The sequence below is a fragment of the Streptomyces sp. AgN23 genome (assembly GCF_001598115.1).
Classification (GTDB): Bacteria; Actinomycetota; Actinomycetes; order Streptomycetales; family Streptomycetaceae; genus Streptomyces; species Streptomyces antimycoticus.
Window position 1 is genome coordinate 10423070 of sequence record NZ_CP007153.1, and the last position, 22100, is coordinate 10445169.

Genomic DNA, 22100 nt, shown 5'->3' on the forward strand with positions numbered 1-22100 from the left:
AAACAGCTTTGCTGTTCCTGCAATGAATTGGGTCATCGGTTCGAGCTTTACGTATTCAGCATGTTCGTTTGACGCTTTCAGGCGGTGTCGCGTAGGAGGCTGCCTGCTCGTGCTCGGCAGCCGCTTCGCACCCGTCGGCAAACCCGCTTCCCCGTCGCGGACCTGCGCAGCTTCTTCGGACAGCTCGATCAGGCACGCACCTGACGACGCCCGCACCCGCTTCCGTCGTTTGCTGGATCAGCAACGCGGCTTGCCTACTGAGAAGCGGGTGGGGACTTTGGTCACGAGGGGCCCGCCTTCCGCGCCTGTAAGGAGATCTTGATGACCACACCTGACAGCATCGAGCCGGCCCGGTTCTGGGAGGACCGCTATCGCAAGTGCGGGCGCGTCTGGAGCGGCCGGCCGAACGAGCTGCTGGTCCGCGAAGCGGGCAATCTGACACCGGGAAGTGCACTGGAGCTGGGCTGCGGCGAGGGCGCGGACGCCTTGTGGCTGGCGTCCTGGGGCTGGCAGGTGACCGCTGTCGACATCTCCACCACAGCCTTGCGGCGGGCCGCCGTCCGCGCGATCGAGCTGGGCCTGTCCGCACAGGTCACCTTTCAGCATTTCGACCTCGGGCAGACGTTTCCCAGCGGCAGTTTCGACCTCGTCGCCGCGCAGTACCTGCAGTCACCGGTCGCTTTGGACCAGACGGCCATCCTGCGGCTGGCGGCCCAGGCCGTCGCACCGGGCGGCACATTGATCATCGTCATGCACGCCGGATGGCCGACCTGGAGCACCGCCGCGCAGCAGCCCGCCGATGTCGTCTTCCCCACCCTGGAGGGCCTGCTGACCACCCTTGCCCTGCCTCCTACCTGGAAGGTGGACACCCTTGCCGGCGTCCAGCGGCCCGCCCCCTCATCCGAGGGGCGCCCCGGCACCCGCACCGACCATGTGTGGCGCCTGACCCGCACCACCTGAACCGCCCCGCCTCCGTACACCCGCAGCGGGCGGAGCCCCCTACCTCCCCACCCGATGAAGAAGAGAGCCATGCCCATCACGCCGACCGAGGACCAGCTCGTTCACGACACAGAGGCCGTGCTCGGCTCGGTCGGGCCCCGTCTGCGCGACGCCCGCCGAGCCCGCCGCATGACGCTCGCGGACGTCGCCGAACGCAGCGGCATCTCCATCAGCACCCTCTCCCGCCTGGAGGGCGGCCAGCGCCGCCCCAACCTGGATCTGCTGCTGCCGCTGGCCCACGTCTACCGGGTCGCCCTGGACGACCTGGTCGGAGCCCCGCCCACCGGTGACCCTCGTGTTCACGTCAAGCCGATCCGCAACAATGGCACCACGTTCGTCCCTCTCACGCGCGGTGGAGCGCCCGTGGAGGCGTTCAAGATGGTTCTCCCGCCCCTGCGGATCGCCCCGAAGCCCTCACTGCGCAGGCATGGCGGTTATGAATGGCTGTACGTCCTGACCGGTGCCATCGACCTCACCCTCGGCACCGCGACCACCCGCGTGAGCGCCGGCGAAGCCGCCGAATTCGACACCCGCATCCCCCACGTCCTGAGCAGCGCCGCCCACGACGCGGCAGCCGAAGTCCTGGCCCTGTTCTCCACCAGCGGCGAACAGCTCCACGTCCGCCAGTGTTGATCACAGACACGTCCTGCGTTTGCGTCAGACGCAGCGCCCCGGCTGCGCCAGTAGTGGCCACCCGATCCGCCGACTAGAGGCACCGGCTTGGGCTGGTGGGCCGCACTTTCTGGATGCAGCCTGCCCGCACAGGTCTTTAGGCGGCACGGACTCGGCCGTGTTCCCTCATGTTCCGGGAACCTCTCCGGCGCGGGCGGCACTAATTGGCTTACAGGGCAAAGGGGGCGGCGGATGGAAAATCGCCATGTCGTGATCATTCCGATCGAGATCGACGAGGAGAAGGAAAGCGTGTATCTCCACGCCTGGCGGGACGCCGCAGACGTGATGGCGGCTCAACCCGGTTTCATTCGAACCTACATGTTCCGCACGATCGTTCCGGGGAGCAAATTCTCTCTCGTCAACGTGGCGGAATGGGAGTCCACAGCTCACTGGGAAGAGGCGATGAACGTCTGCCCGGTGATGGGACAACAGATAGCCGTCGCCCACGCCTCTAACTACGAGGCGATCTGGACGGTCCTGGTCCCGGCGGACGCCAGCGTCTCCTTCGGCCGTACTCCCGTCACGGACGGCGACACGTGCGAGGTGGACGGGCACCTGGTGCTGAGCCGCCGGTGAAGACCGCCACCGCGCGTCCGTCCTCCTCCAGGGCATATGAGGTGTGGTGCGGGGTGTGGCCCGGGGTGGCTATCGCACGCGGAATCAGGCTGGGCGTCAGCTGCGAATACTTTGACGAAGAGCCCTTTGCCAACCAAGGCTTGGCCGCTGCTGCTGCGTGGATCGCCGCACCATGTGCGACCTCCGGCCAAGACCGACATCCTCGACGCCAGGGGCACCAGCGACTGAGTCCGGCATACCGGATTCGCCAGGACCGCCTGCCCTCGTAGACAGGACCCTGTCGACAGGCGCCGCTCCTCGGCCAGAAGCACCCCGGTCGAGCGCAAGGCCGCGAACAGCTCCTTCTCTCGCTCGTCCGGCAGCCGCCGAGACCGTGTCAGCTCGTGGCGCCCGCGCCACGGGCGCCACGGCCACCCGCGGTGTACGGCGCTTGCTACCCGTTGGAGGCGCGGACCGTCTTCCGGGATCACTCAGTGATCGCTCAGCTGCCTGGTACGTGGCTGTCGCGGCAGGTGTAGCGTGAAGCGGATTCGGCCGGTCCGTCCGGCGTACGTGTGTCCTAACGGGGGGCCTTTCGCCATGCATCTTCCTCGCGTCGCCGCTTTCGGCGCGCTCGCCGCCGCCCTTCTCGCTCTCTCGGCCTGCTCCAGCAGCGGATCGGGCGATGCGTCGTCCGACGCCGGGAAGGACGGGAAGAAGAGCACGAGCGACAACTCGCCGAGTTCGAAGACCGCATCGTCGCCGTCCGCCTCGGCGAGTGGGGCGACCGGCGGATCCGGCACCGCTCAGGCGGTGACGTCCAAAGTCGAGGTCAGCATCAAGTCGTGCCAGCTGCGCGACGCGTCCAAGCTGTTCGCGGTAGTCCAGCTCGACAACGCGAACGGCGCGGCGGACTACGCCTACACCGTCAAGGTCCGTTTCCTGAACTCCGCACATCCCGACCAGGCGGTCTACACCACCCTCACCAACCAGCCCGTCCAAGCCGGAGCCATGAAGAGCGCACTCGCGTCAGCCGCGTGGAAGGGCGACTCCGCCGCCATGCCGAAGACCTGCCAGGTTGCCAAGGCGACCAAGGTGAAGACGGCTGGCTGACCCCGGTCCGCGTACGGCGCAAGGCGCGCCGAGGGCTCCTTGGGCAGCACGACCTCGCGGTTGCTGGATCCAGTGGCGGCGATCAGCGCCTTGTCGGGGCGGTCTCGGTGGCGTTGGTACCTTCTCCTCGGTACTCGGCGGTGAGGGACCACCGAGTACCGCCCCGGGCCTCCGCCGAACGGGGGTCGACGTGGCCCGGAGCGTCCGTCAGGCCGCAGCCGGGACAGAGGTGTCGAGGTCGATGCCGCGCGGCGCGTCGAGTACGTACGCGTCGAAGCGGGCCGGGTACTCGGCGGCGGCCAGGCCGGCGACGCGGCCGCGGGCGTGGCTGATGGCCTGCGCACCGGCGCCGGACGCCGCGAGGACCTTGTCGACGGTGTCACCGGCCAGGCGCTGGCTCCATCGCCGGGCGGCGGACTGGTGCCGGGCGCGGGCCTGGTCGCGCTGGCCACCCGGGGGATCGGCCCCCGCCGAGGTCCGGTCATCCGAACACCGCGTCGTGGAAGGCGATTTCCGCCTCCAGCATGCCGGCGAACCAGCGGGTCAGCCGCTCCTGGGGGATGTCGTCCGGCAGGGCGTCGACCTCCGCCGCGAGCGCCCGTACCCCGTCCCGGAACGCCTGATCGGCGTGGAGCGCCACCCAGGCGCTCATCGCGCCGTCGGGGACGGCGCCGCGTTCGTGTGCCCGGGCGCACCAGGTGAGGTAGAGGCTCTCCGCGGCGAACAGCATGGTCATCACCGCCGGGTAGCCGCCTTCCCGCGCCGCGTCGAGTGCGTACCGCGACAGCACCTCGGCCCGCCGGGCGGCGCCCGGCCGGGCGGGGACGGGCCAGGCGGCGCGGGCTTCGCGGAAGTAGTCCGCCTGGGTGGTGGTCAGCGAGTGGACCGCGCGGGCGTTGCGCTCCAGCGCCGTCCGGTCCGGGGCGCCCCACACGGCCAGTCCGTGCAGCCGGGTGGCCGTCTCCACGAACGCGGCCTCGATCTCCAGGTAGTCGGCGTAGTCGGCGTCGCTGATCGTGCCGGCCGTGACCTCGGCGACGAAGCGCATGCGCAGTGCCTGTTCCATGACCGGGGCGGTGGCCTTCAGGAGCCGCTCGGACCGGCTCACCGGGAGAGCCATTCGACGAGGCCGCCGAAGACCCGGGCGTAGCCGTCCCACTGCTCGCAGAACGCCGCGGGCGCCCAGTGCGGGGAGCAGTCGGAGGTGAACACCGCCGACCGTCCCGCGCCGTACTCGGCCACCGCCACCAGGGGGTCGCCGCCCAGGGTGGCCAGGACATCGGCGCCCGGACGTGGCCGGACGCGGTTGTAGCCGAGCAGCGGCGGCCATTCGCCGGTCACCCCGCCGAGGGCGGGATGGCCGGTGCCGACGGCCGACGGGCGGCCACCCGCGGGGAGTTCGACGCGGTCGTCCTCGGGCAGCAGCTCGACCGGCAGCACCTCGTGCAGCGCGGTGTTGCGATAGGCGGCCTTGCCCTCGAAACCGGTGAAGGAGAGATAGCCGCCGACCATCAGCAGCCCGCCGCCGTCGCCGACCCATCCGCGCAGTGCGTCGATCCGGTCGGCCCCCGGCGTACCCCGCTCGAACACCTCGGGGGAGAGCTGGAGGGAGTTCGCCCCGATGTCGGAGAGGATGACGACGTCGTAGCGGGCGAGCGCCTCGGCATCGCCCGGGAACTGCGCGGGTACCAGATGCGCGGGCAGGTGCGTGACCTCGTGCCCGCGGCCCTCCAGCGCCCGGCGCAACGGCTCGACTCCGGTCACATAGGCACTGGTGGTGAACGAGTCGACCCCCTTGATGTGTGTGGACTGGGAGATCCAGCTCTCACCGGCTATCAGGACGCGGCTCACAGGGTGCTCCTTTGCGACGGGTTCGTAACGGGAAGTGATGGAAACGGTGGGGCGTGGTCAGGACGCGGCGGCGTGCTCGAACAGCCGGGCCGGGTTGGTGTGCAGCAGGCCCGCGGTGGCCTGCCGGGGCACGCGGTGCTCGACGAGGCGGGGGAGGAACAGCTCGGGTACGTAGCGGAAGCCGTTGCCGCCGTAGGCGGTGAGCATGCTCTTGAGGAACACGTCGTGGCTGAGCAGCAGCCGCTCGCCGTGTCCGTGGGCGATGAGCCCGGCGATCGCGCGCGCGGTTTCGTGGGGTGCCGGGGACTGCCCCTCGCCGGGGTAGTGGAACGGCATGCCGATCATGTCGAATTCGAGCCAGACGCCGCGGTCGGCCACCGACCGCTGATAGTCCGGGTCGGCGTGCGAGGGGTCCATATGGCACAGCACCACGGCGGCCGGCGCCACCCCGTACTCGCCCAGTACCAGGTCGAGGACCTCATGGGCGCGGCGCTGCCAGCCGGGCAGATGGACGTAGAGCGGGACACCGGTCTCGCGCTGGGTGCGCGCGGCGGCGCGCAGCGCGGTGTGCTCGCCCTCGGTGAACCGCGGGGAGACCCCGATCTCGCCGATGACGCCCGGCCGGATCCCGGTGGAGTCGGCTCCCTCGGTGAACTCCGCCAGCAGTGCGACGGCAAGCGGGCGCTCGTCCGCCGGTGACAGTGGCCGGGGATGGTAGGGCTCCAGGTACCAGCCGCTGCCCATGACCACACGTACGCCGCTGTCCTCGGAGAGCGCGCGCAGCGCCGCCGGGTCGCGGCCCAGTCCGGCCGGGGTGACGTCGACGATCGTGCCGCCCCCGGCGGCGGCGAACGCGCGCAGGTCGGCCAGCATCCCTTCGGTGTCGTCGAGCACACAGTGGTCGAGGCAGGCGTAGGGCCGCTCGCGCAGCAGCCAGGCCAGTTCGGGCGTGGTGCGGGCGTCGCGCAGATCACCGAGCCGCGGGTCGGCCGGGCCGGTGACGGCCTTGCGGACGTCGTTGCGCAGATGCTCATGGGCGAGGGTGAGGCCGAGCCCGGTGCTGGGCACGGGCCCGGTCACCGTGGTCACGGTGGTGGGGGAGGGGCCGCTCATGAGCGGCCCGTCAGATGGGCGAACAGGTCGGCCATCGCCCGGCCGCGCAGGTTGAGCCAGATCGCGGCGAGCAGCACCAGTCCGGTGACGATGGGGGTGAGGAACGGGCTCACGCCCAGCAGGTTGAGGCCGTTGGCGATGACTCCGGTGATGAGGGCGCCGATGACGGTGCCGAGCACGGTGCCCCGGCCGCCGAACAGATTGGTGCCACCGAGCACGACTGCGGCGATCACGGTGAGTTCGAAGCCCTGTCCGGAGTTGGCGGAGCCGGAGCCGAGCCTGGCCGCGGTGAGCAGCCCGGCGATACCGGCGGCCACACCGGTCAGCATCAGGGTGATCATCTTGATCCGGGCGGTGTTCACCCCCGCCCGTCGTACCGACTCCTCCTGGGAGCCGATGCCGTTGACGTAGGAGCCGAACGGCAGCTTCGACAGCAGGACCGCTCCGACGGCGACCGTGGCCAGGGCGATCCAGGCCAGTGCGGACAGCCCGAGGAAGGAGGCGTCGCCGATCTTGGCGACGAAGAGCCGGGCGTCGATGGGGACGGAGAACCCCTTGGTCCACAGCTGTGCCAGACCGCGGACGACCGACATGGTGGCGAGGGTGACGATGAACGGGGGGATCTTCTGGTACGCCGACAGCCATCCGTTGACGGCGCCCCAGAAGAGCCCGGCGAGCAGCGCCACGACGATCACCAGGGAGGAGTCCCAGCCGGCCTGCAGCATCTCGGCGGTGCAGGTGGCGGTGAACGCGAGGATCGAGCCCACGGACAGATCGATCTGCCCGGTAGTGATCACGAAGGTCATGGCGACCGCCACGATCAGGGTGATCGCCACCTGGGTGGCCAGGTTGGCCAGATTGGTGAAGGTCAGGAAGTTGGGGGCGGCGATACCGAAGCCGAGGAAGAGCGCGACCCCCACGCCGAGCATGGCCAGGGTGGCCTTGTTGGCGCGCTGCCAGCGGCCCGGGGGCCGGCCCGGTACGGCGGTGGTGCGCATCGCGGTGTCGGCGCTCATCTCAGGCCACCTCCTGGGTGCCGGGCCCGCCGTTCGTGGCGCCGGATCGGGTGATCATGGCGACGAGCCGTTCAATGTCGAGATCGGAGATCGGGGCGTCCTCGACGCTGCGTCCCTCGTACATCACGGTGATCCGGTCGCAGACCTCGAACAGGTCCTGCAGCCGGTGGGTGATCAGGATGACGCCGACGCCCTGGGCGGCGACGTCGCGGATCATCTTCAGCACCTGCCGGACCTCGGCGACGGCGAGCGCGGCGGTGGGTTCGTCCAGGATCAGTACGCGCGGGCGGAACGACACCGCACGGGCGATCGCCACGGCCTGCCGCTGCCCTCCGGACAGCTCGCCGATCTCCTGGTAGGTGGATTTCACCCGGACGTGCAATTCGGAGAGGGTTTCGGCCGCTTGGGCATGCATCGTCGCGCGGTCGATGAAGGGGCCTTTGCGCGGTTCACGTCCAAGGAACAGATTGCTGGCCACATCGAGGGTGTCGCACAGGGCGAGGTCCTGGTAGACGATGCCGACCCGCTCACGGCGGGCGTCGGCGGGGCTGGTGAAGCGGACGTCACGGCCGTCGATGGAGATCTGCCCGCTGTCGTGCTGGACCGCTCCGGCCAGGACCTTCATCAGGGTCGACTTCCCGGCGCCGTTGTCGCCGACCAGGCCGAGCACCTCGCCCGGGGCCAGGGTCAGGTCGACGCCGCGCAGCGAGCGGACGGCGCCGAATGATTTGGTGATTCCTCGCAGGGAGACCAGCGCGCTCTCGCCCATCACTTCTCCAGGTAGTAGAGGTAGTTCTTGACGTTGTCCGGGGTCACCAGCTGGGTGGGGACGGGCACGTTCTTACGGGCGGTGCGGCCGCAGGCCAGGTCGATCGCGGAATTCATGGCCTCGTAGCCGAACCGGAAGGTGTTCTGCTGCAGCACACCGGTGATCCAGCCGGCCCGCAGTCCGTCGACGGCCTGGCTGGACAGGTCCCATCCGACGACCTTGAGGTCCTTGGTGCGGTGCTGGCTGACCACGGCGGCCGACAGGCCGATCAGGGCGGGCTCGCCGGTGGCGTAGGCGTACTTCAGGCCGGGGTCGCGGGTGAGCAGGTTCTCGGCGGCGGTCTGGGCGTTCTCCTGGATGTTGCGGCCGTCGACCACGTTCTGGATCTTCATGCCCTTGGCGGTGACGGCGTCGGTGAAACCTTTCTGCCGCTCGTTCTGGATGGTGCTGTTGAGCGCGCCGACGACGCCGATCCCCCCGCGGTTGCCGGCCGTCTTCAGCAGGGCCTCGCCGATCCGCCGGCCGCCTTCCGTGTTGCCGACGCCGACCTGGGTGGAGACCGCGGGGTCGTCGACGGTGGCGTCCACGGCGACGACCGGTACGCCCGCCGCCTTGGCCCGGCGGATGGCGGGCTTGATGCCCTCGGTGTCGACCGCGTCCACGATGATGGCGTCGTAGTGGTTGGCCACCAGGTCGTCGATGGCGTTGGCCTGGGTGGCGGAGTCGTCGTTGCCGTTGACGATCTGGGTTTTGACCCCGGCCTTGCGGGCCACGGTCCGGGCGCCGGTGTTGATCTGGTTGAAGAACAGCGCCTGGAGGTTGATGGGCACGATACCGATCTTCGGAGCGTGGCCGCGGACGGTACAGGAGCGGGCGACCTCCGCGGGCGGCGGCGGGCCCTGTTCGGTGGTCTTCTTCTCGGCCGCCATCTCGCGGCGGGCCTGGGTGTCGCAGCCGACGGTCGTCAGCAGCAGGCCCAGCGCGACCACGGCCGTCACTTTCTGGCGCATCTGCTCTCCTTGTCCTACGGGGTACGGGTCGGCTCCGGGATTTCCGGGGTGGGGTGGGCCGCGAGCCAGGATTCGACGGCCCGCCGGTCGGGCAGCCCGTCACGGGCGCCGGGGCGGGTACAGGACAGACCGGCGGCGACGGCGGCGAAGCGCGCCGCCTCCAGCGGGGACCGGCCCCGGTCCAGTTCGGCACAGTATGCGCCGGTGAAACAGTCTCCGGCCCCCGTGGCGTCGACCGTGTCCACCTCGATAGCCGGACCGTCGTGGCGTTCACCGGCCGGGGTCAGCAGGGTCCAGCCGCGCGAACCGTCGGTCACGACCAGATGGACGTCCATGTCGGCGGCGGCCCGGACCAGGGCCGGTTCTCCGCCCAGCAGCGCGACGGCCAGCGGCCGGCCGACGACGGCGTGATCGGCCGCGGACAGCGCGGTGCGCATCGCCTCCGCCCCGTCGCAGCCGTCGAGGTCCACCACCAGGCCCGGTCCGGGCGTCCCGGGCGGGGCGTCGGCGGCGGCCTCGGCCAGCGCGGCGGCGGCCTCGGGGAAGCGGTAGCCGTCGAGGTAGAGCCAGTCGGCCCCGGCCTCGCGCGCGGCCCGTACCGTACGGGTGATGTGCCGGGCGTCCAGCTCGTCGTCCTGGCTGATGACGGCACGTTCGCCGTCCGGGGTGAGCAGCACGACGGCGGTGGTGAGGGTGCCGTTGCGGGCGGTCCAGTCGGTACGGACCCCGTCGTCGGCGAGTGCGGCGAGGAACGCCGTGCTCCGCGGCTCCGGTCCGACCACACCGGCGAACCACGCGTCGGCCCCCGCACGGGCCGCGGCCGCCGAGGCGTTGGCGGCCATCCCACCATGGCCCTGGCGGACGGCGGTCGCCTGCACGCGGTCACCGGGAGCGGGCAGCGCGGGCACACCGACGGTCAGGTCGATGTTGGCGTACCCGCAGAAGACGATCACGGGAGCACCACTCCGGCCTTGGCCGCCGCGGTGGTCAGCTCGCGGACCTTGGCCCGGTCGACCCGGCCCCACCAGCGGCCGTTGTCCTTCACCGAGGACGCGACGATCACCCCGTCGCAGGCCGGCAGCAACCCGCCGATGTTGTCCGCGGTGATACCGGAGCCGATCACCACCGGCAGGGTGGTGTGGGCGGAGATGCCCTCGACCTCCTCCAGCGAGGCGGCGTCCCCGGTCCGCGAGCCGGTGGCGATCAGCACATCGGCGCCGAAGAACTCGGCGTCCTCGGTCTGTTCGGCCAGCGTGCGGTCGGCGACGATGGCGTGCGAACCGTGCTTGACGTGCACATCGGCGAAGACCTTGACCGGGCCGGCGCCGATCCGGCTGCGATAGCGGCTGGCGTGTGCCGACTGGCCCTCGATGATGCCCTCGTTGGCGACATAGGCATTGGCCCACTGGTTGACCCGTACGAATCCGCCGCCGCCGGACCAGGCGGAGGCGATGGAGCACTCGGCGGCGTTGGACAGCACGCTGACCCCGAGCCTGCCGCCGGCCCCCGCCAGCACGGCGTGCCGCACCCGGTCGGTCACCACGGCCATCGCCGCCGATGTCTCATAACCGTGTTCGCCCGGCTTGAGGAACGGGATGTCCCAGTGGTTCTCCACGATCAGCCCGTGGCAGCCGCCCTCCAGATAGGCCCGCGCCTCCTCGACCGCGAAGGCGCAGATCTCGTCCAGCGGGGTGCCCTCGTAATGCGGGCTGCCGGGCAGCGGCGGCAGGTGCACCACGCCGATGACGACCTTCGGGGCGCCGAACAGCTCCTTGATCGCGTTCGGCCGGGGCGGGAACACCCCAAGGCCGCTCGTGCTCCCGGACATCGTCATAGCGCCACCTCAATGCAATCGATTACAGCTGAGTTGCGGAGGACCGTAGGCAGGGGTCAGGTGTCGTGTCAAGGCTCTATGCTGATTCAACGCGCCAGGTCACATCGGCGTTGGAACCATGTGACGGACATGTTTCCCGGCAGGAAGGTAATCGATTGCAACGGGTTACGATCGCTCAGGTCGCCGAGCGGGCCGGTGTCTCCACGGCCACCGTGTCGCGGGTGCTCTCCCGGCGGGGCCAGGTCTCGGCCGCGGTCGAACGCAAGGTCCGCCGCGCCGCCGACGACCTGGGCTACCAGGTCAATGTCATCGCCAGGGCGCTGCGCAACAGTCGTACCGACACGGTGGGGATGGTCGTGCCCAGCATCACCAACCCGTTCTTCACCTCCCTGGTGGAGAGCGTGGAACACGCCCTGGGGAAGGAGGGCAAGGAGCTCTTCCTGTGCGACGCGCGCTCCGATCCACAGATCGAGGCGCGCCGGCTGGCCTCGCTCGCCGCGCGCAACGTCGACGGCATCATCGTCAGCCCGAGCCACGGCGTCGACAGCCGGCCCGCCGTGCAGCAGACCGCGGACCGGCTGCCGCTCGTCCAGCTCGACCGATTCGTCGACGGCACCACCACCGACTGGGTGGGCGTCGATGACGTCGCCGCGATGCGGCAGGTCGTGGACCACCTCCACGACGGCGGGGCGCGGTCGGCGGCCTTCATCGGCTCGCTGATGACCCACTCCTCCACGGAGCAGCGGTTCGCCGGGTTCCGGCGGCGCGCCGAGGAGCTGAACATCGAGGTGAAGCCGGACCAGGTGCTGCTCGGGGACTACAGCGTGGAGTGGGGCGAGGCCGCCGTGGCCCGGCTGATCGCGGAGGGCGGCCTTCCGGACGCGCTCGTATGCGCCGATGACCTCATCGCGCTCGGGGTCACCCGCGCCTGCCGGGCCCACGGTTTCTCGGTGCCAGGGCAGGTGCAGGTGACCGGCTATGACGACATCGAGTTCTCCCGGCTGACCGAACCGGCCCTGACCACGGTCCATCAGCCCCGCGACCGGATCGCCGCGGAGGCGGTACGGCTGCTGGCCGCGGCGGGAGCCAAGGATGCCGAGCGTGGCCCGCACGCGCACATCTCACTCGTGCCGACCCTGGTGGTGCGCGACAGCACCCGGGCCACGCAAGCGTCCCCGGACCGCATATGACGGCGACTCACCACAACTCCAGGAGGAGCCCGATGGACGACGCGGACACCTGGCGCGGTGTGACGGACCTCGCGCGGCGGCTGGTGCGGATCGACACCCGGGGCGGCCGGGAGGCACCGGCCGCCGCACTGGTGGCGGACCGGCTGGACGGCGCGGGGTTCGACGTCCGGGTCGAGGAACCGATATCCGGCCGGGCCAACGTCGTCGCCCGGTTCGGGCCCGCGGTACCACGGGTGCCGGTCACCTTCACCGGACACCTGGACACCGTGCCCGCCGACCCGTCGGGCTGGTCGTTCGACCCGATGAGCGGGGAACTGCGCGACGGCCGGCTGCTCGGCCGCGGCAGCAGCGATATGAAGGCAGGTGTGGCCTGCCAGGTCGAGGCGGCGATACGGGCCGCCCGGGAAAGCCCGCGGGACACCGCCGTACAGCTGATCTTCACCTTCGGCGAGGAGACCGGCTGCCACGGGGCCGAGGAGATCGACGCGGCGTCACTCACCCCCACCGACCTGCTCATCGTGGCCGAGCCGACCGGCAACCGGACCGTCCTCGGCCACAAGGGCGTGCTGTGGCTCGCCGCGACGGCCCGTGGGGTCTCCGCGCACGGTTCCCGGCCGGAGCTGGGCCGCAACGCGATCGCCGCGCTCGCCGCCGCGGCGAGCAGGATCCACGCGCACCATGACTGGCCGGTGAGCGCGACCCACGGCCCGGCCACGGTCAACATCGGCACGTTCCACGCGGGCGAGCAGCCCAACCTGGTGCCGGACCGCGCCGAGATGCGGCTGGACGTGCGCACCGTTCCCGGCTTCGGACGGGACGAGGCGATCGCCGAGGTCGCCCGGCTGTGCGGCGACGGCATCGGCCTCGAACCGCTGCTGGACCTGCCCGGCATCGCCACCGACCCGTCGGCTGCCGCCGCCGCGCGGGAACTCCTGGCCCCCGGCTCCTCGGCCGGCCCGGCCGAGTACGCGACGTACTTCACCGACGCCTCGGTGCTGACCGGCCGGCTCGGCGATCCGGCGGTGGTGGTGTACGGCCCGGGCGACCCGGATCAGGCCCATGTCACCGATGAATCCTGCTCGCTGGCCGCCATGACCGAGTCCGCGGAGGCGATGCACCGGCTGCTGCGGTGCTTGTAGTCCGACGGCGAAGCGGCCCGAGCGCCGCTTCGCCGTCGTAGGTGCCGTAGGGCTCGGACGCAGCCCCCTCGTCTCTCTGCGGAAGAGAGCCGCCGCCCTCATGAAGGGTCACAGCGTCGTCGGAGGTCTGCCGTCACCGGATGGGAGTGCGGTGCACGGCGCCGTCCCGCATGACGAAGTCGGTGCCCGCAAACGGCCGTGATGCCGTCGAAGGGGCCGGCGGGCAGCACGACCGGGTTCGCGGTCGCGCCGGGCTGGAGGCGTCCGAGGCCGGGCCGGTCGAGCAGGTCGGCGGCGACGCTGGTGGCGCAGACCTGTACGCGATCCCCGTGCCGCTGAGGGCCGGGATCGCCGTCGCGTGCGAACGCACCGGCGTCTACGGTGTGCCCGCCGCGCCGGGGCCGGCCGGCGTGTGCTTCACGGTGCGGACGGTCGGTGCGCTACGGGCTCAACGTGCCAGGGCCGCACCGCGCCGGCGGCATCGCCGGGTCCGACGACAGCTCGCGTGACGCCGCGCCATGACCTGATGTCAGGCTGTCTCACCGTGGCTGCCGCCCAGCGCGCCCAGCGTGGTTCGCACAAGCAGATTGATCTTCGCACGGTCGCGGTGGTGTCCGCCGGGATCTCGACGTTTCGCGCGGTGGCCTGGAATCGCTCAGCGAAGATGTCGAACTTCGGGACGCCGCGATGCCGTCAGCCCGGCGGTCACGGCGTCGATCATCGCCTGGGGACCGCGGATGTAGAAGCGGGCGCGGCGGCGGATCAGTTCCTCGTCGATGTGCTCGGCGGTGACCCGGCCGAAGGCCGAGTAGTGCACGCCGATCACGTCCTCGGCATCCGGGCGGCTGTAGTGGTCGATCACCGTCAGCCGCGCGATGGCCTCGTCGAGCTTCCGCAACCGGTCCGCGAACGGATGGGTCCTGCGGTTGCGGTTGCCGTGGTGCGGGACCACTTCGGGGACCGAGCCGCCGGTGGACGCCGGCGGCTCGAGGTGGCCGAGGAAGGGAGTGATGCCGACACCGGCCGCGAGCAGCACCACCGGTTGGTCGTGGTCGACCGGGATCGCGAACAGGCCGGACGGCACGGTCACCAGCCGCCGGGCTCCGGCGGTCAAGCCGCGGTGCACGACCGGGGAGAACACACCGCCCGTCGATCCGCCGGACCGCGAGCCGATACGTTCCGAGAGCGTCGCTCCGTGCCGCGCCGGTCAGCGAGTACGCCCGGGTGGTGCCCGGGGCGTCGGCTTCGGCGCGGGTGATGTGCAGGCCGGGCCGGAACTCCGGCAGCGGACCGCCGTCGGCCGGGCGGAGCAGAGGCTCCCGGATGTCTTCGGTCACGTCGTCGGCCGACTCCACGACGAACTCGCGATGGTCGTGGTGGTCATGCCAGTTCCTCCGGAGCGAGACTGCGGGTGAGGAGGTCCATGAGGGCGTTGACGAGGGCATGGGGGGCGGCCGCTTCGGCGGAGCGGGAATCGAGCGGTGGAGGTGCGGCGAGCACCTCGTACCAGAGGAGGCCGAAGACGATCCGGGCGTCGAGCGCCGGTGAACGGGCTGCCGGAAAATCCCCCCGCTCGACGGCGCGGCCCGCCAGGACCTCGAAGGCGGCGCGGCGGCGGGCGAGGAACTGCTCACGGAAGCAAGCGCCGAACTCCGGGTCGATCTGCGCCTGGGCCATCAGCGTGCGCATCACGCGCATCACCGAGGGGTCCAGGCCCAGCGTGAACGACCGATCAAGGAATTGGCGCAGGTCTGCCGCGTAGCTGCCGTGGTCGTCGAGCCCGGTGTGGACGTCGGCCTTGAGCACCAGCGCGTCGAGCAGCACATCGGCCTTGGACGGCCACCAGCGATAGACGGTCTGCTTGCCGGTGCCTGCCCGCGCGGCGATTCCCTCCACCGTCAGGCCCGGATAGCCGAGCTCGACCGTGAGTTCCCAGGCGGCGGTGAGGATCGCGGTGCGGCTGCTCTCGCTGCGCTTGCGGCCGGGGCGGACCGGCTCGGGGACGGACGGCATGGTTCCGAGGCTACCTGAAGCGAACCGAGACGTACCGATTCGTCATGGCGTTCACCGACGCGGCGGCGTTGATGGGGTCCGTGCGCTACACTTGATCTCGCTGCAGCCGCCCGAACTCCGGGCAGCTGGACGCGCGTTGGTGGTCCAAGGAAAGACGCCCCGCTTCCTGCGGGGAGATGCAGGTGCAAGGCCGGCCCAGCGCTCAGAAGACGAGCCCACCCCCGTATGCGGGGGTGGGCTCGTCTAGTGTACGCCCAGAAGGCCGCGCGGCCCACGGGGTGGGCGGCAGAAGGCGACGGTGGCGTTGTCCGGCGGTTCCGCGTGATCAAGGCTGCTGCGCGGACCCTTGCCGGTTACGGCGACCGGCTTTTCCACCGGCTTCTTCCAGAAGGCGCCCGTCCAGACGTTGGCCGGCATTCCCGCGGTGAGCGGGTATGCCTTCCGGTCGGCGGCGGTGCGGGCGGCCTGGCCGTCGACATCGTGGGGCCACTTGGCGTCACCGCAGGTGAGAGCCGGGAACATGGTCGCCTGGTGGTCCGTGGGGACGCCCGGCGGCACCGGAGTTTCGGCGAAGACCTGCTGGAGCACCGCCTTGCCGGCGCCCGTGGTGCGTGCGTGCCTCACCCGCCCGCCGGTTATGCCCCGCTCTGCCATCGATTCACAGCAGAACGACGCACCCGCGTTCCTCCAGCTTGGTGAGCAGACCCTGGGAGGGCGTGCGGGTGTTCCAACGAAGATCCAGCTTCTCCAGGGCGGGCATCCGCGCGACCCAGTCCGGAACCTGGACGATCCGGTTGCTGCGGAGGTCGAGTTGCCGAAGCCGGGGAAGGTCGGCCAGCGGCCCGGGCAGTTCGGTGAACGCGTTCTCACGCAGGTCCAGGTGCCGTAGTTCGCACAGGCCAGTCACCGTCGACGGCAAGGTGTTGAGTGCGTTCCCTCGCAGCCAGAGTTCGCGCAGTTTGCGGAGGCGGCCGATGGTGTCAGGCAGTCCGGTCAGCCGGCTGTGCTGGGCGCGGAACTCGATCAGCTCCGTCATCCGGCCGACGGTTTCGGGCAAGGCGGTGAGAGGGTTCTCGCCGACGTTGAGATAGCGCAGCCGCGTCAGGTTTCCCAGCGTGTCCGGAAGCCTGGACAAGTTGTTGTCGTGCAGGTAGAGGCAATCGGTGAGTTCGACCAGGTCGCCCAGTGAGTCGGGAAGCGAGGTCAGTTCGTTGTGGCCGAGGTCCAAGTCCTGACACACCGGGGCAAGGCAACGCGAAACCAGCCCTCGATGCAAAGGACACTCACGCACCCTGCCCAAACCAGCGCTGACCCGGCCTTCCTGGCGGGACTCCGCCATCGCGCGCGACATCCTGCGCGGCCGCGCGGCCGTCACCGCCGGTATCGGCGACCTGGAGGCGCAGCCTTCGGATGAACGTGATTGCCCGGCCAGGAGGACTGGTTCATATCCCGGCTGCCTCGAAGTGGGCCGCGGCGAGCACCAGGTCCTCCCAGGCCATGCCCACGCTCTTGAAGAAGCGCGGTCGCTCCGGCGGGATCTCGTGCCTGCCCGAGACGACATCGGCCAGGCCCACCAACTCGCCGGGATCGAGGGCGCCCGCCTGAACCGCCTGGACCACATCGCCGGCTTCGCGCAGCGCGGCCGAGACCGCTTCGACGATCACTGTGGACCGGGCGACCGCCGTCTCGTCGACCTCCCGGGCATCGGGTTCGTGCGAGCCGACGGCCACGATGGTCGCCGATGGAGGCAGCAGGGCGCCGTCGAACAACGGGGTACGTGCCGTCGTGCAGCACGCGACGATATCCGCGTGCACGATGTCGTCCACGGTGCCGGCCCGCGCCCCGACCTCGGCCGCGAAAGCGCGGGCGCGGTCGGCGTTCCGGCCGACGACCACGACATCCTGGATCGGCCGGATGCAGCTGAGGGCCTCCAGATGGGACCGGGCCTGCGGCCCTGTTCCGAACAGGACAAGACGGCTCGCATCCGGCCCGGCCAGCGCGTCGGCGGCCACCGCTGACACGGCGGCGGTGCGTACGGAGGTGAGGGCGATCCCGTCGAGCAGGGCCAGCGGTGTGAGGGTTTCGCCGTCCAGGAGCAGGTAATTGCCCTGAATGCGGGGGAGGCCACGTGCCGCGTTGCCCGGTGCCGCGGTCACCATCTTCACCCCGGTGTAGTTCCCCCAGTGCGCGGGCATGAGCAGGAGCTGGCCGTGTGGCACCGGGACGACGGAGCGCGGCGGCCCCGCCTCCGGGTCCAGTCCGTCGAGCAGGCTCTTACGCAGGACATCGATGGCGGCCGCCATGGGCGGGGCGCCTTCCAGGACAGGGATCACAGGTAGCAGCCTTCCGGGAACGGATCCTCCGGATCGAGGAAGAACTGCGCGGTTCCGGTCAACCACGCACGACCAGTGATCGTAGTGGTGGCAGCCGGGAGCGAGGCAACGGTCGTTGTGCCGACCAGACGCCCCTCGGGCCGGGTGCCGAGAATGGCCTCGTGTACGAACGGTTCGTCGGGCAGCACCGATCATGGCGTCGGCGGTCAGGTCGGAGTGCCCGCCGACCTCCACCACCGTCAGCACCTCTGCTGAGAGGGCCTGCTGGGCAACGGCGGCGATGCCGAAGACGGTAAGGGTGGCGTTGGCAAGTGTCTCGAAGAACACCACCAGGTTCGGCCCGTCAGTAGCTCAGGCAGGCGGCTGGCTTCGTCGGCGCGCAGGAAGGTGGAGGTGATGCCGACCTGAGGCAGGTTGTGGTCCCCGGTGCGGCCGTGGGCAAGGAACCTGGCGGCTTCGGCAGCCGTACCGCTTGGCGGGCTGTTCCCGCCCGGAGCCGCTGTGGTGAAGCGGATGAGACGGGTGAGGTGGCGAGGGCATCGTGTGGTTCAGAGGACCTTGAGCAGGCGTTCCGCCAGGTGAGATGCCGATGCGGGGTTCTGCCCGGTGTACAGGTTGCGGTCGGCCACCGTGTAGGGCTTCCACTTCTCGCCCCTGGTGAAGTCGACGCCGAGCGCGATGAGTTCGGTCTCCAGCGTCCAGCGGGCCCTCTGGGCGAGGCCGACCTCTTCCTCTTCCTCGTTGGTGAAGCCGGTGACCCGGTAGCCGGCGAAGGGCGACTTCCCGTGGATCCTGGTCGCCAGCATCGCCGCCGGGGCGTGGCAGACGATGGCGAGGGGTTTGCCCGAGGGCAGGGCCGCCGTCAGCAGGCGGCCGGCGTCGGCGTCGACGCTCAGGTCTTCCATGGGACCGTGGCCGCCGGGGAAGTAGATGGCGTCGTAGTCGTCCAGTCGGGCGTCCGCGAGGTGGATGGGGCGCCGCATCACCTCCGCGGAGCGGATGATCGCCTCCAGATCGAGCGCGATCTGCGCGCTGCCCGCCATATCGGGTCGGAGGCTCATCATGTCCACCGTCGGAACGGCCCCGCCGGGGGTGGCGACGGTGATCTCGTGGCCCACCTCGGTGAGGGCCTTGTAGGGGGCGGCGAACTCTTCGGCCCAGTAGCCGGTCGCGTACCTGGTGCCGTCCTTGAGCGTCCAGTACGACGTACCGGTCATCACGAAAAGTACCTTGGCCATCGCGCAACCGCCTTCCTGTCCGTGTTCGACACGACTAGCGCATATATCTCCCTTAAAGCATGGTATGAGCGGGCAGCGGCTCGCCACATTTGCGGTGATCATGGGCACGTAAAGCCGGGCAGGAGGCGGGTGACCCGGCCAGGGTCGGTGCGGAGCTTGGTGAGAATCCACCAGTTCTTAAGGTGGGCGAAGCGTGCTCGACAGGTGCGCGTCCGACGGCGAGGACTCGGTTGGCTTCCTTCTGGCCCGGGGTGAGCGTGTGGGTGCGGGTAGCGGTGTAGCCGGTGACGATCACGGGGTCGAGGATGTCGTTGTCCAGGCTGCGGAAGCCGAGGTCGGCCAGTGCCCCGAGGCCAGCGGCCTGCAGGTGGGCCCGGACGCGGCCGTGGCGGGCGGCGGTGTTGTCGTGGGTGCGGCCGGGCCAGGCGGCGGATATCCAGATCAGGCGGGCCCTTCTCGTCGGTCAGGGCGAGAAAGTGCAGGCCATGGCTGCGGTGCTTACCGGAAAGGCCGTCCGGCCGCAGAGGGCCGGAACCGGACTGTCAGCTCCCGCCACGCCTTCAACGGCACCGTTGATCATTGGCCTACTCGGCCGTCGATTCTCTCGCGCAGGAGGTCGGCGTGGCCGCAGTGCCGCGCGTACTCGGCTATCTGCGCCACCAGGATCTCGCGAAGCGGCGCCTCCCCGGTTCGCATGCCGAGGTCGGCGAAGCCGGCGATGAAACGGTCGGTCACCTCGCTCTCGGCCCGCCACTGCCGCCAGGCGTCCTCGACGACCGCGGGGTCGGCGATCGCCCCGTTCCAGTCCCCGTCACGGTCCTCAGCGGTGCGGTAGATCCTCGGCGAGTCCTCACCGGCCATCCGGCGGAAGTGCCGTTCGTCCTCGGCCATGTGCCGCACCAGCCCGAGCAGGGACATCGTGGACGGCGGTACGGAGCGCCGGGCCATCTGTTCGGCATCCAGGCCCACGCACTTCATCTCGATGGTGAGGCGGAAGTGGCGCAGACTCTCCAGCAGCGTGCCGCGTTCGTCGACCGTCTCGACTTCGGTCTCGCGCGGGTCGTCATCCGGGTCGACCCACATATCGGGGTAGATGGTGGAAGGAGCCCACCGAGTCACCGCTGCTTCGTTGTTGCGCTCGCCTGAGTCCATGATCGCATCGTGGTGCTCATCGACTGCGCCCGCCACTGATATATCGCATCCGGGCTCGCCGGAGGCCGACTGCCCCGTCTCGCTTCTGCGGAGTCCAAGTCCATGAAACCGGACGCATGCCGCTATTTCCCCCTGATAGTCGCGAGCCCGTCGCTCACCAACTGGCCTCCTCGGCCCGTCGAGAAACTACGTGCAGAGATCAGCACAACCATGCTGACAAACGATCTACACGGCAGACAGCCGCCCGCGACCAGCATGAGTGCCCTGGCGTCAGGTGGTCTTCCGGTTCGGCCCCGAGCTGCCGGTTCCTCGCTGGCGCCCCTGGGCACCAGAACAGGGCTCAGCGACCGTCCGTGACGATCCGAGAGTCTGTCGCCCGCAGATCCCCGGCCAGCTGTCCTGGACGCATCAGCCCAGGACGCTGACGATCGAGCACGCGCATCGGATCGCGGACCGCTCCTTCATCTCACCACGCCCGTCAGGGTCCCCCGGCCCATCCCGGCGGACCGGCTCAGGGGACTCTTGGACCAGGCCCCCGGCACCAAGGACAAGCTCGCTCGCGTCCTGATGGCTGTCTATGCCATCCGCCCCAAGCAAGTTGCCGAGATCCGGCTCGACGACCCCGACCGCTCCGCCGGACTCCTGCGGATCCGCAGACCGAACCGGCTCGACCACGAGGTCTGCCTGGACGACTTCGCACTACGACTCGTCAAGGGCTGGCTGATCGAGCGCCACCAACGGTGGCCGCTGAGCACCAACCCCTACCTGATCGTCAGCCCCATCACCGCCCTTCACGTCGACCGACCTGCGGTTGGCCCCTCCAACTTCAAAGCCCTCTGCGACCGGATCGGGATCAATGCCACACAACTCCAGCAGGACCGGTTCCTCGGCGAAGCACGAGAGACCGCGGACCCGGTCCGGGTCCGGATGATGCGCTTGTTCGGCATCACCTCTCACACAGCGATCCACTATGTCCGCGCCGCCCATCCCGAGTACTTCACGATCGATCCCACCCAGGCTTAAGGGGCCTGGGCTGCTGGGTCACTCGGAGCGAGATCAGCCTTTGGCCGTTAGGCAGAAGGGATGCCCAGCTGGATCGATTAGGACCCGCCAGCGATCTTCATTGGGCTGGTACTCCGGCTTGCTTGCGCCCAGGTCCAGGAGCCATGCCTCAGCCTCGTCCAGGTCGTCGACATCGAAGTCGAGGTGGAACTGCTGGGGAACGGTCTGGTCGGGCCAGCGGGGAGCCCGGTACTCGTCGACCCGCTGGAAACCGATGAAGAGTCCGTCCTCGCGGTTGAGACCGGCGAAGGCGGCGTCGGACTTCGGATGCGGTTCGAGGCCGGTGGCCTGCTGATAGAACGCAGCCAGCGCTAGGGGGTCTGAGCAGTCGAGTGTTATTGCGGACAGCTTCATCTGCGGTGGCATGACAGCTCCGGGCCGGTCGGTGACTCGCGATGTCACACACTAAAGGGCCAATGCAGACCCGCTGAACTCACGCGTCCCCGACAGAAGGACATCCCCGTCACCAGTGGGTTCACCGTGCCGGTGCCTTGAGAATCCGCGAACCCGCTGGGCTCCGTCTACAGCTCGAAGGAAGTGCCGGACCGCCTTCGCACGAGGACTCAGCTCAAGGAGCAGGGGCTCAAGCCGCCCGAGGGACAAAGGCCGGTTGCGCTGCTACGAAAGGGCGTTGTCAAGTTGTTGGTGTGGTGGCTGGTTGAGGCTGTGTCGGGGTGTGGTGGGGCCGGTTCCGCTTGTGGTTCAGGATGTGGTGGGGCATGGCGGTGGTGCCGGTGATGTCGTTCCGGGTTTCGAAGCGGTGGTGCATCTCGATTCGGTATTCGGCGGCGGTGAGCAAGTGGCGTCGGGGTCGGAAGTACGGTGAGATCCGATGGCACCCGCCGCCGCTTCTTCATCAGCTTCGCCATGAACCGTCTGGCTGCATTGGCGTTGCGCCGGGACTGGACGAGGATGTCGAGGACGTTGCCGTCCTGGTCGACGGCCGGCCACAGGTACTGCCGTACTCCGCCGATCTTCACGAACACCTCGTCACGCCTGACGCCCTGCGGCGGATGGCCCAGCCGCGGCTGGGCAGGGAAT

26 protein-coding genes and 1 pseudogene are annotated in these 22100 nt (G+C 69.9%); 8 read left to right on the forward strand and 19 right to left on the reverse strand.

All coding sequences use genetic code 11. From position 1 onward, the window contains the following. The first annotated feature begins 321 nt into the window (after window positions 1-321). From AS97_RS44480 to AS97_RS44495, 4 genes are all read left to right on the forward strand, one after another. Window positions 322-960 (forward strand): class I SAM-dependent methyltransferase, encoded by a 639-nt coding sequence (locus AS97_RS44480; protein WP_059142333.1) that lies wholly within the window; start codon window positions 322-324, stop codon window positions 958-960. Between the two features lie 69 nt (window positions 961-1029). After that, the gene (locus AS97_RS44485) at window positions 1030-1632 is read left to right on the forward strand and encodes an XRE family transcriptional regulator (protein ID WP_210566908.1); all 603 of its coding nucleotides are present in this window, start codon (window positions 1030-1032) and stop codon (window positions 1630-1632) included. Window positions 1633-1863: 231 nt separating this feature from the next. Further along, window positions 1864-2247: an antibiotic biosynthesis monooxygenase family protein gene (locus AS97_RS44490; RefSeq protein WP_236669886.1), complete on the forward strand. Its 384-nt coding sequence runs from the start codon at window positions 1864-1866 to the stop codon at window positions 2245-2247. 579 nt (window positions 2248-2826) lie between these two features. Further along, complete coding sequence (locus tag AS97_RS44495) at window positions 2827-3339, forward strand: hypothetical protein (protein WP_059142335.1); 513 nt, start codon at window positions 2827-2829, stop codon at window positions 3337-3339. A gap of 481 nt (window positions 3340-3820) precedes the next feature. On the opposite strand, the gene AS97_RS44500 is transcribed toward AS97_RS44495, so the two are convergent. From AS97_RS44500 to AS97_RS44535, 8 genes are read right to left on the reverse strand one after another with little or no spacing between them, the layout of a single operon-like run. Then, complete coding sequence (locus tag AS97_RS44500; RefSeq protein WP_210566909.1) at window positions 3821-4459, reverse strand: TenA family protein; 639 nt, start codon at window positions 4457-4459, stop codon at window positions 3821-3823. After that, window positions 4444-5190 (reverse strand): glutamine amidotransferase, encoded by a 747-nt coding sequence (locus AS97_RS44505; protein WP_125757545.1) that lies wholly within the window; start codon window positions 5188-5190, stop codon window positions 4444-4446. Before AS97_RS44505 ends, AS97_RS44500 begins: the two co-directional genes overlap by 16 nt. 57 nt (window positions 5191-5247) lie before the next feature. Beyond that, entirely contained in the window at window positions 5248-6303 is a 1056-nt protein-coding gene (locus tag AS97_RS44510) for a phosphotriesterase-related protein (protein ID WP_210566910.1), read from the reverse strand. Beyond that, window positions 6300-7319: an ABC transporter permease gene (locus tag AS97_RS44515; protein WP_059142339.1), complete on the reverse strand. Its 1020-nt coding sequence runs from the start codon at window positions 7317-7319 to the stop codon at window positions 6300-6302. Before AS97_RS44515 ends, AS97_RS44510 begins: the two co-directional genes overlap by 4 nt. 1 nt (window position 7320) lies before the next feature. Further along, complete coding sequence (locus AS97_RS44520; RefSeq protein ID WP_059142340.1) at window positions 7321-8088, reverse strand: ATP-binding cassette domain-containing protein; 768 nt, start codon at window positions 8086-8088, stop codon at window positions 7321-7323. Then, the gene (locus tag AS97_RS44525; protein WP_210566911.1) at window positions 8088-9098 is read right to left on the reverse strand and encodes a substrate-binding domain-containing protein; all 1011 of its coding nucleotides are present in this window, start codon (window positions 9096-9098) and stop codon (window positions 8088-8090) included. The genes AS97_RS44520 and AS97_RS44525 overlap by 1 nt, the downstream gene beginning before the upstream one ends. A 14-nt stretch (window positions 9099-9112) precedes the next feature. Then, window positions 9113-10051, reverse strand: coding sequence for a carbohydrate kinase family protein (locus tag AS97_RS44530; protein WP_059142342.1), 939 nt, complete (start codon window positions 10049-10051; stop codon window positions 9113-9115). After that, a complete protein-coding gene (locus tag AS97_RS44535; protein WP_059142372.1) occupies window positions 10048-10926 on the reverse strand; it encodes a BtpA/SgcQ family protein in 879 nt (292 codons plus the stop codon). The genes AS97_RS44530 and AS97_RS44535 overlap by 4 nt, the downstream gene beginning before the upstream one ends. A 161-nt stretch (window positions 10927-11087) precedes the next feature. Between AS97_RS44535 and AS97_RS44540 the strand changes: the two genes are divergently transcribed. From AS97_RS44540 to AS97_RS44550, 3 genes are all read left to right on the forward strand, one after another. Further along, window positions 11088-12122, forward strand: a complete 1035-nt coding sequence (locus tag AS97_RS44540) for a LacI family DNA-binding transcriptional regulator (RefSeq protein ID WP_210566912.1) — start codon at window positions 11088-11090, stop codon at window positions 12120-12122. Window positions 12123-12154: 32 nt separating this feature from the next. Next, window positions 12155-13261, forward strand: coding sequence for a M20 family metallopeptidase (locus AS97_RS44545; RefSeq protein WP_210566913.1), 1107 nt, complete (start codon window positions 12155-12157; stop codon window positions 13259-13261). A 170-nt stretch (window positions 13262-13431) separates the two neighbouring features. Beyond that, the gene (locus tag AS97_RS44550) at window positions 13432-13770 is read left to right on the forward strand and encodes a hypothetical protein (RefSeq protein ID WP_210566914.1); all 339 of its coding nucleotides are present in this window, start codon (window positions 13432-13434) and stop codon (window positions 13768-13770) included. 146 nt (window positions 13771-13916) lie between these two features. Here the strand turns inward: AS97_RS44550 and AS97_RS44555 are convergent, their stop codons facing one another. The 9 genes and pseudogenes from AS97_RS44555 to AS97_RS44595 all read right to left on the reverse strand — a co-directional run bounded on the left by AS97_RS44555 (window position 13917) and on the right by AS97_RS44595 (window position 19997). Then, on the reverse strand, window positions 13917-14387 hold the full coding sequence (locus tag AS97_RS44555) for a hypothetical protein (protein WP_210566915.1): 471 nt from the start codon (window positions 14385-14387) through the stop codon (window positions 13917-13919). Between the two features lie 254 nt (window positions 14388-14641). Next, complete coding sequence (locus tag AS97_RS44560; RefSeq protein WP_059142347.1) at window positions 14642-15274, reverse strand: TetR/AcrR family transcriptional regulator; 633 nt, start codon at window positions 15272-15274, stop codon at window positions 14642-14644. Between the two features lie 243 nt (window positions 15275-15517). Continuing rightward, window positions 15518-15898: a hypothetical protein gene (locus AS97_RS44565; RefSeq protein ID WP_210566916.1), complete on the reverse strand. Its 381-nt coding sequence runs from the start codon at window positions 15896-15898 to the stop codon at window positions 15518-15520. Window positions 15899-15932: 34 nt separating this feature from the next. Further along, window positions 15933-16514, reverse strand: coding sequence for a leucine-rich repeat domain-containing protein (locus tag AS97_RS44570; RefSeq protein WP_247204702.1), 582 nt, complete (start codon window positions 16512-16514; stop codon window positions 15933-15935). 202 nt (window positions 16515-16716) lie between these two features. Then, entirely contained in the window at window positions 16717-17607 is an 891-nt protein-coding gene (locus tag AS97_RS44575; protein ID WP_079059159.1) for an ornithine cyclodeaminase, read from the reverse strand. Next, a pseudogene (locus AS97_RS44580) lies at window positions 17604-17792 on the reverse strand (proline racemase family protein); the annotation flags it as partial. The pseudogene AS97_RS44580 and the gene AS97_RS44575, both read right to left, overlap by 4 nt. A 363-nt stretch (window positions 17793-18155) precedes the next feature. Continuing rightward, the gene (locus tag AS97_RS44585; RefSeq protein ID WP_210566917.1) at window positions 18156-18845 is read right to left on the reverse strand and encodes a type 1 glutamine amidotransferase domain-containing protein; all 690 of its coding nucleotides are present in this window, start codon (window positions 18843-18845) and stop codon (window positions 18156-18158) included. A gap of 52 nt (window positions 18846-18897) precedes the next feature. Continuing rightward, window positions 18898-19290, reverse strand: a complete 393-nt coding sequence (locus tag AS97_RS44590) for a transposase family protein (RefSeq protein ID WP_349017646.1) — start codon at window positions 19288-19290, stop codon at window positions 18898-18900. A gap of 131 nt (window positions 19291-19421) precedes the next feature. Next, window positions 19422-19997, reverse strand: coding sequence for a DinB family protein (locus tag AS97_RS44595; protein WP_210566918.1), 576 nt, complete (start codon window positions 19995-19997; stop codon window positions 19422-19424). A 522-nt stretch (window positions 19998-20519) separates the two neighbouring features. Between AS97_RS44595 and AS97_RS44600 the strand changes: the two genes are divergently transcribed. After that, window positions 20520-21020: a hypothetical protein gene (locus tag AS97_RS44600; protein WP_059142351.1), complete on the forward strand. Its 501-nt coding sequence runs from the start codon at window positions 20520-20522 to the stop codon at window positions 21018-21020. Window positions 21021-21053: 33 nt separating this feature from the next. On the opposite strand, the gene AS97_RS44605 is transcribed toward AS97_RS44600, so the two are convergent. Both AS97_RS44605 and AS97_RS44610 read right to left on the reverse strand, forming a co-directional pair. Then, window positions 21054-21425 carry a VOC family protein gene (locus tag AS97_RS44605; protein ID WP_210566919.1) on the reverse strand — a complete coding sequence of 124 codons (372 nt, stop codon included), beginning with the start codon at window positions 21423-21425 and terminating at the stop codon, window positions 21054-21056. A gap of 197 nt (window positions 21426-21622) precedes the next feature. Further along, window positions 21623-22045 (reverse strand): DDE-type integrase/transposase/recombinase, encoded by a 423-nt coding sequence (locus AS97_RS44610; protein ID WP_349017628.1) that lies wholly within the window; start codon window positions 22043-22045, stop codon window positions 21623-21625. Window positions 22046-22100 lie beyond the last annotated feature (55 nt).